We start from the raw sequence: 17,237 nt of genomic DNA on the forward strand, positions 1-17,237 counted from the left end.
CAATCTTATGCTATACTATACGAAAAAGGAGGTACTTCTATGAGACCATTACAAATTTCTCCAGACACTGCAGTCCGCCTATCAAAAGCATTAGGTGTTCCACTTGAACAACTTATGCATATGCCGCAGCACATTCTAATTCAAAAGTTAGTTGAATTAGAAAAACAAAATAAAGACGAAGAATAATACAGTCCTGTTTTGCAGGGCTTTTTATTATTTTCTATTATATCACGGATGACTTCCCTACTAAAATCCTTTAACAGATATACTATGATGCGATTTAGCATTCACTTCATCATTTAATAATGAATGATATATCTTCTTTTTTGTTACAATTCATAAAGAAAGAAAAATATTTATTCACAAGTACCCATTGCGCCCTTAAAGCAAGGTAATAATAAAACTAGAAGCCCTTATATTATTTTTTATTGAACGTGCGGAGCATCTCCTGAATCGTATAGTTCTTTCGCTTTTTCCTCCCCGAATGTAGTTAAAATATAATGTTGCTCTTCTACCGCATCCATCGCTCTAGTGGCTTTACAAGTGCTACCTTCTTGGGCATCCGAGAAATAATTGTGATCTTCTACAATTTGACTAAAATCTTTTTTCGCCCATCTATCAGCAATCTCTAAAAACTCATTTTTTTTCGCAAAGCCACTCTTATTTATGATATTTTTTAATTTTTCAGCATTATTTTGAATCATTGGAATGGATTCTGATTTTCGTTCTGCTACTACTTTTTGATGAGTCATGTGATGCATCACTGTAATGACTTCGCTTTCAGTAGAATTTTCAGTAACATACACATCAACAAAGACTCCATCTACCTCTCTACCTACTATCGTTGGATTTTCTTTTTTATCTATTTGAGCATTCACTTCTTTATCTACTGGGTTATCGGCAAGTTCTAACATTCCAAATGTAACTGCAACAGCAAGAACTCCCATAGCTGCTACTATTCCTAGCCAAGTTAATATTTTATTTTTCATTCCCCTTCTCCCTATCTATACCTATTTAATTGTCTTATAAAAAACTCACTTATATGTAATATTACTAAAAACAGGATTTATTTTCCATAATATCAAACGAGCCATTTTCATCTATCCAAATAATTTCGATAAAATCGATATTACTTCCCCCTCTTTTTCTCAACAAAATAAAAAGACCAACGAATTCTAAAATTCATTGGTCATTAAATAAAAAGTTCATTGGTTTTACATTTAATATCGAGTATAAATTTAAAGAATGATTAAGCTTTACTAAAACTTAAATCCCTTACTATCTTTACTCTCAGCTAGCCTTATGTTCAAGTCTCAGCTTATCCGCAACCATTGCGATGAACTCGGAATTCGTAGGTTTTGCTTTTGACATGGATACTGTATAACCGAATAAGGACGAAATAGAATCAATATTCCCACGACTCCATGCTACTTCAATTGCGTGACGGATTGCACGCTCGACGCGGCTTGCTGTTGTATTATATTTCTTCGCGATATCTGGATACAATACTTTCGTAATAGATCCAAGTAATTCGATATCATTGTACACCATAGAGATTGCTTCCCTTAAGTACATATACCCTTTAATATGAGCAGGCACACCGATTTCATGAATGATACTCGTAATGCTCGCGTCTAAGTTTTTCGGTTTTCCATCTATTGTAGTTGCTGAACGGAAAGATGGAAGTGGACGTTTAATGGTAGCGTTCGCCTTACCGCTCACTTGACGAATATGACTCGTTAAATTCTCCATATCAAATGGTTTTAATATGAAATATGAAGCACCTAAGTCAACAGCTTTTGTCGTCACATCTTCTTGTCCAAATGCTGTCAACATAATTACGCTAGGCTGTCTTAGCCTTTCAATATTTCGCATTTTCTCTAGTACAGCTAAACCATCTAAATGTGGCATAATAATGTCTAAAACAAGTACATCCGGCTGCTTATCATTTAATAAATTTAAACACTCTTGACCATTATAAGCAGTACCGATTACTTCCATATCATCTTGAGCAGCTACGTAACTCTCTAGCATTGATACTAATTCTTTATTATCATCTACAAGACAGACTTTAATTTTCTCCACAGCTTTTCCTCCCTTACCGAATCGATTCTCCGACATGTGTATCCTTCTAGGCTACATGAATTGTTCGACAATTGTGTGAAAATTCCCTTTTAAAGTTTGTTACTTTCCGATAAAATCACAAAAAAATATGTTTATCGTTCATTTATTCCCTTTCGCAACACATTCCATCATAGAAATACAACGAAACGTTCAACCCTTTTCTTTTATTTTACAACAAAAAACACCTCTTGCGGAGCTTTTACAAAATTTCAACGAATTTTTCAAAAGAAAAGCGAGCTAATTAATAATTAGCTCGCTTTTCTTTCTTGTTCATAAATGTTAATTCCAGCCTCATGTAACATCCATTCAATATGAACACCATATCCTGACGTTGGATCATTTACAAATACATGTGTAACAGCACCAATTACTTTCCCGTTTTGTACAATTGGACTTCCGCTCATGCCTTGTACGATACCACCCGTTTTCGCTAATAAACGTTTGTCTGTTACTTTTATTACCATGCCTTTTGTAGCTGGAAACTTTTGCGGTACTGTACTTACAACTTCAATATCAAACGCTTCCACTTTATCTTTATCAATAACTGTTAATATTTTTGCCGGTCCCTCTTTGACTTGATGAGATAGTGCAATAGGCATCGCTTTATCCATTACGCCATTTGGTATATTTGTATTCAATTTCCCGAATATACCAAATGGACTATTTATTGTAATATTACCAATCACTTCACGATCTGGTGAGAACCTCGCTAATTTCTCTCCTGGATTCCCATGACTACCTCTTTCAATTGATGTAACTGTCGAACGCATAATTTGTCCATCTTCGACTTGAATCGGCTTTTTCGTATCGTTATCAGAAATGACATGACCAAGTGCCCCATATTTCATAGAATCAGGATGAACAAATGTCATTGTTCCGATTCCAGCTGCCGAATCACGAATATATAAACCAATACGATAAGACGATTCTCCACTGTCTTTTTGTGGTGTTAACTTAGTGCGGATATGTTTTCCATCTCTTAACAAAACAAGATTAAGCGGTTCACCTGTTTCACCACTATTATGAATAAATGGTGCTACATCACTCATTCTTTCAATTGTTTTACCATTAATTTCAGTAATCATATCTCCAATTTGCACACCAGCTGTTTCACCAGGAGATACTTTCCCTTTTTCAGTTTGAATTAAATGATGGCCTACAACAAGTACCCCTTTTGTATTTAACTTCACACCAATTGATTGTCCACCTGGAATAACTTTAAAATCTTTCAATACTTTCACATTTACTTTTTTCACTGGAAAACCAGCAAGCTGAAACACCATATCTGCTTCACCATTTTGATGAGGATTTACCATAAGTCCTTGTTTTTGTTCATTGGAACTTACTGTAAACACATGACGATCTGTAGATGAAGCGTGAAAAACTGGTAATGAAGCTATTTCTGATTGTTGCCCTTCAAAAACAACAAGTTGCTTCGGGGATGAAATAAACGTCCGAAGCGGTTTAAAACACCCAATAAAAACTAAAGAAACAAGGAGACAAAGACCTATTATTTTGCGAAATCTTTCTAATCTCAATTTGTTCACTCTCCTCGCTCCTACCCCACATTCAGCCTCTTGGCTTCACTTTTTAATCTCTCCTTGCAGTGCTTTATTTATAACCGGAAGAATTAAGAAATCATTATTTGAGAAAAAAAGCTATCCATTACTGGATAGCCTCTGCTGTCTGTTTAAAATGATGCGCTTGCGTAAGTAATTCTTTCGCATGTTCTGTCGTTAAATCTGTAATTTCCACACCAGAAATCATTCGAGCTATTTCTGTTACTTTATCCTCCATAGTTAAAACGGTAACTGATGTAATTGTCCGATCATTCGCTACTTGTTTTCGAATAAATAAATGTGAATCCGCCATTGAAGCTACTTGAGGTAAGTGCGTAATACAAAGTACTTGCGAGTTTACTGATACTCGATAAATTTTTTCCGCAATAGCCTGTGCAACCCGACCACTTACACCAGTATCCACTTCATCAAAAATAACAGATGCAACACCTTGATGCTTAGAAAAAATGCTTTTTAAAGCTAAAATAATACGAGATAACTCTCCGCCGGAAGCGACCTTTGAAAGTGGTTTTAGCGGCTCACCTGGATTTGTTGAAATATAAAATTCCACATGATCGTAGCCATCCGCCGTAAGTCTTACCGGGGCACCCTCAACAAGAGGCTCTTCAGCATTTCCTTCTCTCTTCATGATTCTCACTTCAAATTTTGTTTTCTCCATATATAATTCTTTTAATTCCTGATGAATGGCATTTGTAAGATGCTCTGCAAGCTCATGACGCATATTACTTAACGACGTTGCTTCTTGCAGAATAACACTTTCTAATTCCTTTAATTGCTTCTTCGTCGTTTCAATATGAACGTCTTTATTTTCAATCGTAAAAATTTCTTGTTCAATTTTATCAGCATACGCTAAAATCTCTTCTACAGTATTTCCATATTTTCTCTTTAGCATACGAATTTCATTTAAACGCGTTTCAATTTCGTCTAAACGCTTCGGATCATATTCCATCATATCGAGCTTTTCTCTAAGTTGATATGCAACTTCTTCTAATAAGTAGTAGCTATTTGCAATTGAATCATGATTTTCTTGATAAACTTCATCTAAATGTGTAATACTCTCCATTTGTCCCATTGCGCTTCGTACATTATCTAACCCTTGTCCGTCAGCGCTTAATGAGCGATATGCATCGCCTAATGCTTTGTAAATTTTTTCGAAATTAGAAATTTGCAATCGTTCTTCAGTTAATTCAATTTCTTCATCCATCTTTAAATCCGCCTTACTGATTTCTTCATGCTGGAATTGAATTAAATCTAAGCGATGCGCCATTTGTTGTTCATTTTCACTTAACGATTTTAACTGTTTTTTTAATTTCTCATAGTCAGCGTATACATTTTGATATATACCCAATTGTTTAACAATGCGATCTCCATCAAAATGATCAAGCATAAACATATGACGCTCTTCATTCATTAAATCTTGTGTTTCGTGCTGCCCATGAATATCAACAAGTGTTTTTCCAATTTCCTTTAATATACTAAGGGTGACCAGTTTCCCATTTACACGACATACACTTTTTCCGTTTGCAGCGATATCACGCTTCAAAATAATCATGCCGTCTTCTATTTCTATATCCAACTCTTCTGCCTTTTCAATACACGGATGCTTATCATCTTCTACATAAAATAGTCCTTCTATCTCAGCTTTTTCTGTTCCGTATCGAACAAATTCCGCTGAACCACGGCCACCTACAAGTAAACTAATCGCATCAATAATAATCGATTTTCCGGCCCCTGTTTCACCACTTAAAACCGTTAACCCTTTTTGAAAAGAAATATTTAATGCCTCAATAATAGCAAAGTTTCTAATCGATAATTCCGATAACAATGCCCCATTCACCTCGTTATAAACTAATCCCCTATTAAGGGCTTTTCTCAGTTCTTCATTCAAATAGTCAAACTATATGTTTGTATGTATAAATTACTTTTCTAACCGCTCCATTGTACCAAACATTCGTTTTACGGGTCAATCCACCTATTTTCTAATTTTATTCAAAGAAAATATTATATTACAATTAAGAATTCACATTTTTAACCAATAAAAAAATCCTGTTCACTTTCCACTTTACAGAGGAAAGCAAACAAGATTTTTTTTTACAACATATTTAAGAAACGATCAGAGACAACACCTGTATCTTCAGGTGTACGGCAAATAATTAAGCAAGTATCATCACCACAGATGGTTCCGATGATCTCATCCCACTCTAAATGATCAATAAGTGCTCCAAGTGAATGAGCGTTACCAGGCAATGTTTTTAGCACAAGCATATGTCCTGCCGTGTCTAATTTTACAAATGAATCCACTAGATTGCGTTTTAATTTTTGTAACGGGTTAAATCGTTGATCTGCTGGCAAGCTATATTTATAGCGCCCATCATGTAATGGCACTTTCACTAAGTGCAGTTCTTTAATATCGCGCGATACTGTTGCTTGCGTTACATTAAATCCCTCATTACGTAAAATATCAACTAATTCATCTTGTGTTTCAATTTCTTTGTTCGCAATAATTTCCCTGATTTTAATATGGCGCTGACCTTTATTCATACATTTGCACCTCACACTATCTCTTACCATAGTTTAAACATTGGTATACTTCACTTATTTATGTTAACTTATAATTCGTTGCTTGTACACAATTGTTTTTACAATCATTATACAATTACAACAAAAAGAGGAACAACATATGTTATTCCCCTTTTCCTTTTTGTTTTAGGACATCATGCGCCTCTGTAACTACTTGCTCAACAGAAACTGGAGAATGATTTTCGCCATTCTCACGTTCACCATGCCATTTCAGATGAATTAAAAATTCAATATTACCATCCCCGCCCGTAATTGGTGAGAATGTTAAACCTTCTACGTCGTATCCTTCTTTTATAGCAAAGTCGACAATCATTTCTACGACAGCCTCATGTACTTTTCGATCACGAACGATACCTTTTTTCCCAACTTGCTCTCTTCCAGCTTCAAACTGTGGTTTAATTAACGCTGCTACATCCCCATTAGGCATAAGCATTGTTTTTAAAACCGGCAGTATAAGCTTTAATGATATAAATGAAACATCGATACTAGCAAATTGCGGTAAACCACGTTCTAAGTCTGCTGGTGTCACGTAACGGAAGTTTGTCCGTTCCATTACGACAACACGCTCATCTTGACGCAATTTCCACGCAAGTTGATTGTATCCTACATCTAATGCATAAGATAATTTCGCTCCGTTTTGAAGCGCACAATCTGTAAAGCCACCAGTTGATGAACCAATATCTATCATAACTTTATCTTGTAAATCCAGGTGAAATGTCTCCAATGCCTTTTCAAGTTTATAACCACCACGGCTTACATACGGCATAACTTGTCCCTTCACCGTAATCTCTGTATCTTGTGGGATCTTCTCTCCTGGCTTATCAAGTCTCATCTCATTCGCATATACAAGTCCGGCCATAACGGCGCGTTTTGCTTTCTCACGTGTTTCTATAAGTCCTCGCTCTACTAATAGTACATCTACTCTTTCTTTTTTTGCACTCATTTGTTACGCCCTTTTTTGTTTTGATGGAATCATTGTATGAATACGGTCTACAACAGCATCTGTCGTTAAACCAATTTCTTCTAATAATTTTGTTACACTACCGTGTTCTATGAAACGGTCTGGAATACCCATTCGTTCAATTAACGCACTATGGTACCCGTTCTCAGATGCAAATTCAACTACTCCCGTTCCAAAACCACCAATTAAGCAAGCTTCTTCAATCGTTAAAATCGGTATATTTTTCCCTAAGAGATCATGTAAATATGCTTCATCCATCGGTTTAATAAAGCGAGCGTTCACTACTTTCACTGAAACTCCAGCCTTTTCAAGACGCTCAGCTGCTTCCATTGCCATTGGTATTGTCGTACCAAATGTTAAAATAGCCGCTTGTGTACCTTCTTTTAACGTTTCCCAAGTACCGATTGGAATCGCCTTTAATTCTTCATCCATATGAACACCAAGTCCATTACCGCGCGCATAACGTAATGCGATTGGTCCATCTTCATATTGCATCGCCGTATATACTAAATGTTGCCCTTCATTTTCATCTTTCGGCATCATAAGTACCATATTCGGCAAATGACGTAAGAATGAGATGTCAAATACACCTTGATGCGTTTCACCATCTGCTCCTACTAAACCAGAGCGATCGATTCCGATGAAGACATTTAAATTTTGGCGACATATATCATGAACAACTTGATCATATGCTCTTTGTAAAAATGTTGAATAAATCGCTAAGAATGGCTTCATTCCTTGCGTTGCCATACCCGCCGCCATTGTTGTAGCATGCTGTTCTGCAATACCTACATCAATCATACGATCCGGGAATTCTTTTTGGAATTTCTCAAGTTTCGATCCAACAGGCATTGCAGGTGTAATTGCAACGATACGCTCATCCGTTCTCGCTAGCTTAAGTACTGTATCACTAACAACAGCACTCCATGCTGGTGCAACTTCTTTCGGTTTAACGAAGTCACCTGATTCAATTTTATAAGGTCCTGTTCCATGCCAAGTTCCAATAACATCACTCTCAGCTGGTTTATAACCTTTTCCTTTTTTCGTAATAACATGAACAAGCACTGGGCCTTTTGTTTTCTTTGCATATTGCAACGTTTCGAATAACTTTTCATAATCGTGCCCATCAACTGGACCTAAATATGTAAAGCCTAATTCTTCGAAAAAGACACCGGATACTAGTAAATATTTAAGACTATCTTTTATTTTCTCTGCTGTCGCAGCAACTTTCCCACCGACTGCTGGGATTTTCTTTAATATATACTCTAGTTCATCTTTTACCCAATGGTATTTCCCTGCGGTACGTAGACGTCCAAGTACATTATGAAGCGCACCAACGTTTGGTGCAATTGACATTTCATTATCATTCAAAATAACAATCATGTCTGTTTTTTCATGCCCAATATGGTTCAATGCCTCTAAAGCCATTCCGCCGGTTAGAGCACCATCTCCAATGATTGGTATAACATATTCTTTCGTTTTCTTTAAATCACGTGCTAGAGCCATTCCCATTGCAGCAGATAATGATGTTGAGCTATGGCCAGTTTCCCATACATCATGCTCACTCTCGCAACGTTTTGGGAAACCACATAGACCTTGATATTGCCTTAATGTACCGAATTCCTTTGCACGTCCTGTTAAAATTTTATGTACATAGGATTGATGTCCTACGTCCCATAAAAATTTATCTTTCGGACTATCAAATAATTTATGCAGAGCAATTGTGAGTTCTACTACACCTAAATTAGGTGCAATATGTCCACCTGTTTGAGAGAGCTCTTCAATTAAAAACTTACGAATATCCTCACTCAATCCCTCTAGTTCACCGATAGACATATCTTTCAAAAAACTAGGGTTTTGAATTTGCGTTAGATCCACATGGATCACTCACTTTCATTTCATAATCTGTCAACATGTCAAATATTATAAAAAACATTTACACAAAACAAGAAATTATCTTTTTTTATTTTTCACCTTGTCCTGCAATTAACCAGTCTATTGCGCCCTAATCCTATTATAAACCATATTTCTTTAGGCGATGAAAAAAATAGCCGCTAACACGAAGTGATAACGGCAATGTAATCTACATATATTTTTGCCAATAACAAGAAAAGAAAAACCTTTTCCTACATTTATATCATAAAATGATGAATGACTCAACAAATGGAAACGCTGTTATATTAGTTATTACGTTTTGCAATCAAATCGCAAATAGATAGTAAATATTCATCTTGTAATTGCAAGGAACCAATAGCACCTTTTGCTTTTGCAATTGTTTCTTCTAAAATATCCTTTGCTCTATCTACAGTAAATAACGTCGTATATGTGCTCTTTTCGTTGGAAACATCACTACCAATCGGTTTTCCAATCTCTTCTTCGGTTCCTTCCACATCTAAAATATCATCTCGAATTTGGAAAGCTAGGCCGATATATTTTGCAAACGCAAGTAACTTTTCTTCTTGTTCTTCTGTGGCATCAGAAAGTATCGATCCTGCAAGTACAGCGAATTCAAGTAGTTTCCCAGTCTTATGCTTATGAATATACTCCAACTCATCAATCGTAAGCTGTTTCCCTTCAGCTTCCATATCTGCCACTTGTCCGCCAACCATTCCTTCTGGTCCTGCCGCTTTTGCAAGCTCAAGTACAAGTCTTACTTTTTTTTCAGCAGAGATTTCCTTTTGTTCATATGCCATAATAACTTGAAAAGCATACGTCAACAAACCATCGCCTGCTAAAACTGCCATCGCTTCACCAAATACTTTATGATTTGTGGGCTTACCTCTTCTTAAATCATCATCATCCATACAAGGTAAATCATCATGAACTAACGAGTATGTATGTATCATTTCAAGAGCACAAGCTGCACCTATTCCAAGATTTCTTTCTTTACCAAACGCTTGTAATGTCGCAAATAAAAGTAACGGGCGGAGACGCTTTCCACCCGCTTCCAAAGAATATGCCATCGCTTCACGAAGTACATTTGGACATTGTAATTCATTTGCATAGCTTACAAGCTTCTCTTCTACGAAAGTTTTACTTTCTTTCAAAAAAGTATCAAAAGCAATAGTCACTATGCTTCATCTCCTAAAGCAGTAAACGGTTCAAGCTCTCCATCTTCCCCAAGAATAACTGCCATTTGTTCTTGTACGTTCTTCAACTTCTCATCACAAAGCTTAGATAATTCCATACCCTCTTTAAAATAAGAAATTGCTTCTTCTAAAGGTACGTCACCTTGCTCTAGCTTAGAAACGAGGTGCTCAAGTTGCGAAATTGCCTCTTCAAAGCTTAATTTATTTTCCATTATTCAATTCACGCTCCTCTATGCCTGATACGCTACAATCTAGTATTCCATCTTGTAATTGAACTGAAACAGCATCTCCAAGGCTGACATCTTTCACACTTTTTAACACTTGCTTCTCTTCATCATATACAAGCCCGTACCCTCTCATCATTACTTTAAGCGGACTTAACGCTTCAAGTTTTTGAGCAGCTCTTACAAAGGCAAATTCTTTCGTTTGAAGTAATGTTTGCATTTCACGTTGCAATTGCTTTTGCAATGTTTCAACCGCTACCTTCGTTTGCATAATTTTTTGAGCTGGGTGGTGCTTCTCTAAATAAAATGAAAGCTGTTTTAACTGATTTACCTTTTTATCAATATAGCGCTCTTTCGCTAAAACAAGCTGTTCTAACGCTCTATCTAATTGCTCTTCTTTTTGCTCATATACTTGTCTTGGATAACGGAACGCATAAGATTTTTGCAATACTTGTAGTTTTTCTTCTTTTTTATGTACTAACTCTCTCATTGCTCTTTGCAATCTTAGAGTTCTTTGTAATACCTTTTCTTGTAACTCTATAATGTTAGGCGCTGCCAGCTCAGCTGCTGCAGTCGGTGTTGGCGCACGTAAATCGGCAACAAAATCCGCAATTGTAAAGTCTGTTTCATGGCCTACTGCCGAAATAATAGGGATCTCACTCTTAAAGATTGCCCTTGCTACCATTTCTTCATTGAAAGCCCATAACTCTTCAATAGAGCCTCCCCCTCGCCCAACGATTAGGACATCTATCTCTCCCATTTCATTCGCTGTACGAATCGCTTGTACAATTGAGGGAGCTGCTGACTCCCCCTGTACAAGTACCGGAAACACAATAACATTTCCAATTGGATAACGACGTTTAATCGTTGTTATAACATCACGAATCGCTGCCCCTGTTGGCGACGTAATCACACCTATTGTTTTAGCATAAGGAGGAATTGTTTTTTTATAAACTTGAGAAAACAAACCTTCTTCCTCTAAACGAACCTTTAATTGTTCGTAAGCTAAATGCAGGTTTCCGACTCCGTCAGGCTGCATGTCTTGAATATAAATTTGATAAGAACCACTCGCCTCGTAAACGGAAATTTTCCCTTTCACAAGTACCTTCATCCCATTTTCAGGTCTGAATTTAATATTACGATTATGACCCGCAAACATAACCGCTGCGATTCTTGCATTTTCATCTTTCAATGTAAAGTACATGTGGCCACGACTATGATTTTTAAAGTTGGAAATTTCACCTTTTAACCAAACAGACTGCAAATGCGGATCATATTCTATTTTTGTTTTTATATAGCGTGTTAACGCTGTAACGGTTAAATATTGTTTTTCCATTTCTCTCTCCTCATAGCCGACTCAAATTATTTACAAACGACACCTGCACGCTTAGCAGATTCAACAGTATTATGAAGAAGCATTGTGATCGTCATTGGACCAACACCCTTTGGCACAGGTGTAATATACCCTGCAACATCTAACACGTTGTCAAAGTCAACATCACCACAAAGTTTACCTGTTTCTAAACGGTTCACACCAACGTCGATTACAACCGCTCCTTCTTTAATATAATCAGCTGTTACCATTTTAGGTCGTCCAACAGCTACGATTAAAATATCAGCTAACTTCGTTAACTCTTTCATATTTTGTGTTTTAGAATGACAATATGTGACAGTTGCATTTTCATTTAAGAACAATTGCCCCACTGGCTTGCCGACAATATTACTTCTTCCAATTACTACAACATGTTTTCCTGAGATATCAAGATTTGTTTCTTTTACTAATTCTACGATACCGTGCGGTGTACATGGAAGGAATGTATCTTGTCCCGTCATCATACGTCCCACGCTGATTGGGTGAAATCCATCTACATCTTTTTCTGGTGAAATTCTTTCAATGATAGCTTTTTCTTCAATATGTTTTGGTAAAGGTAATTGCACTAAAATGCCATTAATACGGTCATCGCCATTTAAGCGATCGATTTCAGCAAGCAAACGCTCCTCAGTAATTGTTTCAGGAAGTTCAATTAGCTCTGAATAGATTCCTACTTGTTCACAGCCCTTTTCTTTTCCTTTTACATAAGAACGAGATGCTGGATCTTCTCCAACTAGAATAACTGCTAATCCTGGTTCAATCCCTTGCTCTTTCAACTTCACAACTTCTTCTGTTAATTGTGCTCGTTTTTTCTCCGCAACTTCATTTCCTTTGATGATTACTGCTACCATTTTAAGATTCCCCCTTAAAGAAATTACAGTGTATCTTTTATATTAGATAAAACGCCGTTAATAAAACGACGAGATTCCTCATCCCCAAATGTTTTAGCAATTTCAATCGCTTCGTTAATTGTTACGTTGTGTGGAATTTCTTCCATGTATTTCATTTCATACACAGCTACACGTAAAATACTGCGATCAACAATACTAATACGCTCCAGCTTCCATTTTTTTAAGTTTTGACGAATCGCTTCATCAATTACTTCTTTATTTTCTACAAAACCTACTACAAGTGATTCTAGAAAATCATTTGTTTCTTCACCTTCATCTAGCGTGTTTTCCACCGCTACTTTCGGTTCTAATTCACCTGTAATATCCATTTGGTATAATGCTTGCATAGCTCTTTCTCTAGCCGTCCTACGTTTCATTGTAACTCTCCTTTATGCTTCAAGTCTTTCCTTATGCTTTGTTATATTATTATAATTTATAAGCCGTCAATTCACTTACTCTTACAGTTTTCATTGATTTTCCAACCTTATAATACAATGATAATAACACAATTTATCGTTTCATACACGGGTTACAAGGCTGAAAAATAATAAAAAGATTAACTTCAAGTTCCATATCTTATCACAATGTACGTTTTTTGGAAAAACGAAACATCTTCTTTTTGATTTCTTATTTTTTGAAATAGTATAATAATTAGAGGGTTTTAATTTGTGAAGAAATGAAACGATAAAAAAGATGCCTATGTTACTAGGCACCTTTTTCATTCTTACACTGGTTCAATTTCTGTTTTTTGTGTTTCGAATGTTACGCCAACGATGTGAACATTCACTTCTTTTGGCTCAAGCCCTGTCATTGTAAAGAGTGCCTGGCGAATGTTGTCTTGAATCTTTTGTGCAACAACTGGAATTGCTACGCCAAAATACATTACAACATAAAGGTCAACGATAATATCTTCGTTTGCTAATTCAACCTTTACACCTTTACCATGATTTTTCTTACCTAACTTCTCAACAACATCTGTAGCAAAATTACCACGCATTGCCGCTACACCTTCTACTTCAGCAGCTGCAATACCTGCGATTACTTCAATTACTTCTGGTGCAATTTCTACTTTACCAAGAGTTGTATCTTGACCCATATCTAACATATGTTCAGCCATGAAAAAAAACCTCCTTTAATGTATCACTGCGTCACAAGTTCATGCTCTTCCAAAAACTTCGTATTAAACTCACCTTTTACAAAATCAGGATGATCTAGCAATTGCAAATGGAACGGGATTGTTGTATGTACGCCTTCAATGACAAACTCACTGAGTGCACGCTTCATTTTTGCAATTGCCTCTTCACGTGTTTTTCCGTGAACAATTAATTTAGCAACCATCGAATCATAGAAAGGTGGGATTGAATATCCCGGATATACAGCTGAATCGACGCGAATACCAAATCCGCCTGGTGGCAAGTACATTTCTACTTTACCTGGGGATGGCATAAATTTTTTGGCAGGGTTTTCCGCATTAATTCGGCATTCAATTGCCCAACCATTAAATTGTACTTCTTCTTGCTGTAACGATAACTTTTCTCCAGAAGCAACACGAATTTGTTCTTTAATTAAATCCATCCCTGTTACCATTTCAGTAACTGGATGCTCAACTTGAATTCTCGTATTCATCTCCATGAAATAAAAGCTTTTCGTTCTATATTCATAAATAAACTCAACCGTACCAGCACCTGTATAATCAACCGCTACCGCCGCTTTAACTGCCGCATCACCCATCTGCTTGCGAACATTTTCATCAAGTGCAGGTGATGGACTTTCTTCTAGTAGTTTTTGCAAGCGGCGCTGAATTGTACAATCACGCTCTCCTAAATGAATGGCATTTCCATGTGTATCTGCCATTATTTGAATCTCAACATGGCGGAAATCTTCAACGTACTTTTCTAAGTATACACCAGGGTTCCCAAAAGCGGTACTAGCTTCTTGCTGTGTAATTTGAATTCCTTTTACAAGCTCTTCTTCATGGCGTGCAACACGAATACCTTTTCCGCCGCCACCTGCAGTTGCTTTAATAATAACTGGATATCCAATTTGATTAGCAAGCTCGATCGCTTCTTCGGTATTTTTAATAATCCCTTGTGAACCTGGTACAATCGGAACCCCTGCTTCTTTCATTGTATCACGAGCAACGTCTTTTGTGCCCATCTTTGAAATAGCTTCTGGACTTGGACCGATAAAAATCAAGTTACATTCACGGCATAGCTCTGCAAAATCTGCATTCTCTGCTAAAAATCCGTATCCTGGATGAATAGCATCACAGCCTGTTAACTTCGCAACACTAATAATGTTCGTCAAATTTAAATAGCTTTCTTTCGAAATCGTTGGTCCTACACAATACGCCTCATCAGCAATTTGTACGTGAAGTGACTCTTTATCTGCTTCTGAATAAATTGCGACTGTTTCAATATCCATTTCTTTACAAGCACGAATAATTCGTACAGCAATTTCCCCACGATTGGCTATTAATACTTTTTTTATCATCACAAAGACTCCCTTATTACGCTTTTACAAGAAATAGCGGTTGTCCATACTCAACAAGCTGTCCATTATTAACAAGAATCTCAACAATTTCCCCATCTACATCTGCATCGATTTCATTAAATAACTTCATAGCCTCAACAATGCATACGATAGAATCTTTTGATACTCTGTCTCCTACACTTACATATGCAGGTGTATCAGGCGAAGATGAAGAATAGAATGTACCTACCATCGGTGATGTAATTTTATGTAGGTTTTCATTTTGAACCACTTTTTGCTCTTCTTGTTTTGGTACTTCCACTTGTGCTGCCGCTACTGTTGTTTCAACTTCAACAGGTGCTACTGGTTGCACGACTTGTTTTGCTACAGGTGCTTGCACCGCAACAACTTCATTACCACGCTTTTTCATTTTGATTGTCGTACCATCTTTTTTGTATTCAAATTCATCAATATTAGAGCTATCAATTAATTTAATTAATTCACGAACTTCTTGAATTTTAAACATGTAAAATCCACTCCCATACTCTTGTTTGTCCCGTTTTTACAGATTATCGTCACTAAAACTAGATTGACTGTAAAAATACGATGTACTCTATTAGAAAATGCATTTCATTTACTAATAGAAATAATTGCTATTTCCATCTTACGATAAATTTTTTAAACATTCCAATTTATATTTCTTTATAATAAATCGAAACTCCTGTAAAAATATTATTCCAATAAAAATTTATTACCTAGTAATAATACCAAGTTTCACACAAAATTGGCAAGACCACTTCTAAAAAAACATTCCTTACTTTTTTCACAATGCTACACAATAAACAAATCATTACCGCTCCACTCTTCACCTCATCTATAGTCAACAACATATTTTTACCAAATATTTTTTTTTTGTTTACACACCGTTCATCATTCCTTCATATAAGAATAGTATGTTCAAAGTGTAGAAAATATATCGTATCGAGGTGTGGACATATGATATGGCTCATTCTCTTCTTACCTGCCGTAATGGTCTGGGCATTCGTTCTCTTCATCCACGTCAAATCCGGAAAAAGTAATCATCATTACCATGAACCGCTAATCTTTTACTCACAGCGTATTTCTCCGTTCCGAGTTGAACATAATAAAAACAACTACAAAGACGAAACAGAAAAAAGCTATCGAAAATGATAGCTTTTTTTCTATAACTATTTTCAAACAATCCGATTCGTAAAAACTAATAATCCGCGAGGGATTCCCCCGCGGATTATTAGTTTTTATTTTGTTGGTGGATCAAATTTCACACCTACATCTTTTGATCCGCCTTCACTTCTTACAAGCTGTATAATTTTATTCGCTTCTTTTTGTGAATGCTTTGCTGCTTTCACAGTTACTTTAATGTCAGTTCCATCAGCTCTTACAAGGGCATCTTTATATCCTCCTTGAGACTTAATCACTGTCTCAAGTAATTCTTGCTTCGTTTCCATTGTAGTAATTGCATCAAAATTATCTTTCGCTTTACTCTTTTCTGTTGCTGAAGATTTTGCTGAATTCATGACTTCTTGTAATCTTGATTTTTGTTCACTTAGCTGATCTTCCATTTGCATACGTAACGCTGTGAAATTTTCATCACTTGATTGAACTGTTACGTTAGCATCTTTTTTACTTGTTTCTTTGTTAGCACTCTCTTTTTTGTCTGTTTCTTTATTTGTTTCTTTATTTGATGTTTCCTTGCTTGTATTTTCTTTTTTTGGCGTTTCTTTAGGTGCTTCATTTGTTACTGCTTTGTCAGTACCTTGTTTTTCTTGTCCAATCTTTTCACCTGTTGCCGGCGATGCTGTATTCATTTTGTCAGGAGTTGTTACGTAATAAACAGATAGTACAACAACTAAACTTAACATCGTTAATAGCCAAACCGTTTGTTTTTTTAACACTTTATTTCCTC

Annotated in this window: 18 protein-coding genes; 2 read left to right on the forward strand and 16 right to left on the reverse strand. The window is 36.3% G+C overall.

Annotation, left to right across the window (positions count from 1 at the left end):
* Positions 1-39 precede the first annotated feature (39 nt).
* Positions 40-186 carry a YycC family protein gene (locus CER22_RS02150; protein WP_001247671.1) on the forward strand — a complete coding sequence of 49 codons (147 nt, stop codon included), beginning with the start codon at positions 40-42 and terminating at the stop codon, positions 184-186.
* A gap of 239 nt (positions 187-425) precedes the next feature.
* Here the strand turns inward: CER22_RS02150 and CER22_RS02155 are convergent, their stop codons facing one another.
* The 15 genes from CER22_RS02155 to accB form a co-directional block, all read right to left on the reverse strand.
* Entirely contained in the window at positions 426-989 is a 564-nt protein-coding gene (locus CER22_RS02155) for a PRK06770 family protein (protein WP_088608137.1), read from the reverse strand.
* 301 nt (positions 990-1,290) lie between these two features.
* The gene (spo0A, locus tag CER22_RS02160) at positions 1,291-2,085 is read right to left on the reverse strand and encodes a sporulation transcription factor Spo0A (protein ID WP_033658812.1); all 795 of its coding nucleotides are present in this window, start codon (positions 2,083-2,085) and stop codon (positions 1,291-1,293) included.
* Positions 2,086-2,372: 287 nt separating this feature from the next.
* The gene (gene spoIVB, locus CER22_RS02170; protein ID WP_048546381.1) at positions 2,373-3,671 is read right to left on the reverse strand and encodes a SpoIVB peptidase; all 1,299 of its coding nucleotides are present in this window, start codon (positions 3,669-3,671) and stop codon (positions 2,373-2,375) included.
* Between the two features lie 118 nt (positions 3,672-3,789).
* The gene (gene recN, locus CER22_RS02175) at positions 3,790-5,529 is read right to left on the reverse strand and encodes a DNA repair protein RecN (RefSeq protein ID WP_000947743.1); all 1,740 of its coding nucleotides are present in this window, start codon (positions 5,527-5,529) and stop codon (positions 3,790-3,792) included.
* Between the two features lie 266 nt (positions 5,530-5,795).
* Complete coding sequence (argR, locus tag CER22_RS02180; protein ID WP_001032581.1) at positions 5,796-6,245, reverse strand: arginine repressor ArgR; 450 nt, start codon at positions 6,243-6,245, stop codon at positions 5,796-5,798.
* Positions 6,246-6,387: 142 nt separating this feature from the next.
* Positions 6,388-7,227 carry a TlyA family RNA methyltransferase gene (locus CER22_RS02185; RefSeq protein ID WP_001274751.1) on the reverse strand — a complete coding sequence of 280 codons (840 nt, stop codon included), beginning with the start codon at positions 7,225-7,227 and terminating at the stop codon, positions 6,388-6,390.
* A gap of 3 nt (positions 7,228-7,230) precedes the next feature.
* A complete protein-coding gene (gene dxs / locus CER22_RS02190; protein ID WP_046956368.1) occupies positions 7,231-9,123 on the reverse strand; it encodes a 1-deoxy-D-xylulose-5-phosphate synthase in 1,893 nt (630 codons plus the stop codon).
* A gap of 302 nt (positions 9,124-9,425) precedes the next feature.
* On the reverse strand, positions 9,426-10,316 hold the full coding sequence (gene ispA / locus CER22_RS02195) for a (2E,6E)-farnesyl diphosphate synthase (RefSeq protein WP_000150365.1): 891 nt from the start codon (positions 10,314-10,316) through the stop codon (positions 9,426-9,428).
* On the reverse strand, positions 10,316-10,546 hold the full coding sequence (gene xseB / locus CER22_RS02200; protein ID WP_000428423.1) for an exodeoxyribonuclease VII small subunit: 231 nt from the start codon (positions 10,544-10,546) through the stop codon (positions 10,316-10,318). The genes ispA and xseB overlap by 1 nt, the downstream gene beginning before the upstream one ends.
* The gene (gene xseA / locus CER22_RS02205) at positions 10,536-11,894 is read right to left on the reverse strand and encodes an exodeoxyribonuclease VII large subunit (protein WP_000415269.1); all 1,359 of its coding nucleotides are present in this window, start codon (positions 11,892-11,894) and stop codon (positions 10,536-10,538) included. The genes xseB and xseA overlap by 11 nt, the downstream gene beginning before the upstream one ends.
* A gap of 26 nt (positions 11,895-11,920) precedes the next feature.
* Positions 11,921-12,781, reverse strand: a complete 861-nt coding sequence (gene folD, locus CER22_RS02210; RefSeq protein ID WP_088064388.1) for a bifunctional methylenetetrahydrofolate dehydrogenase/methenyltetrahydrofolate cyclohydrolase FolD — start codon at positions 12,779-12,781, stop codon at positions 11,921-11,923.
* A gap of 23 nt (positions 12,782-12,804) precedes the next feature.
* Positions 12,805-13,197, reverse strand: coding sequence for a N utilization substance protein NusB (nusB, locus tag CER22_RS02215; RefSeq protein ID WP_000830244.1), 393 nt, complete (start codon positions 13,195-13,197; stop codon positions 12,805-12,807).
* 347 nt (positions 13,198-13,544) lie between these two features.
* Positions 13,545-13,937: an Asp23/Gls24 family envelope stress response protein gene (locus CER22_RS02220; protein ID WP_000807630.1), complete on the reverse strand. Its 393-nt coding sequence runs from the start codon at positions 13,935-13,937 to the stop codon at positions 13,545-13,547.
* 23 nt (positions 13,938-13,960) lie between these two features.
* The gene (accC, locus tag CER22_RS02225; RefSeq protein WP_000592872.1) at positions 13,961-15,313 is read right to left on the reverse strand and encodes an acetyl-CoA carboxylase biotin carboxylase subunit; all 1,353 of its coding nucleotides are present in this window, start codon (positions 15,311-15,313) and stop codon (positions 13,961-13,963) included.
* 16 nt (positions 15,314-15,329) lie between these two features.
* Positions 15,330-15,818: an acetyl-CoA carboxylase biotin carboxyl carrier protein gene (gene accB, locus CER22_RS02230; RefSeq protein ID WP_000472875.1), complete on the reverse strand. Its 489-nt coding sequence runs from the start codon at positions 15,816-15,818 to the stop codon at positions 15,330-15,332.
* A gap of 470 nt (positions 15,819-16,288) precedes the next feature.
* On the opposite strand from accB, the gene CER22_RS02235 reads away from it, so the two are divergent.
* Complete coding sequence (locus tag CER22_RS02235; protein WP_002107729.1) at positions 16,289-16,483, forward strand: hypothetical protein; 195 nt, start codon at positions 16,289-16,291, stop codon at positions 16,481-16,483.
* Positions 16,484-16,569: 86 nt separating this feature from the next.
* Here CER22_RS02235 and CER22_RS02240 read toward each other — a convergent pair whose 3' ends face one another.
* Positions 16,570-17,226 carry a SpoIIIAH-like family protein gene (locus tag CER22_RS02240; protein ID WP_087985166.1) on the reverse strand — a complete coding sequence of 219 codons (657 nt, stop codon included), beginning with the start codon at positions 17,224-17,226 and terminating at the stop codon, positions 16,570-16,572.
* Between the last annotated feature and the right edge of the window lie 11 nt (positions 17,227-17,237).

The sequence above is a fragment of the Bacillus sp. K2I17 genome (assembly GCF_002209985.1).
Lineage (GTDB): Bacteria > Bacillota > Bacilli > Bacillales > Bacillaceae_G > Bacillus_A > Bacillus_A wiedmannii.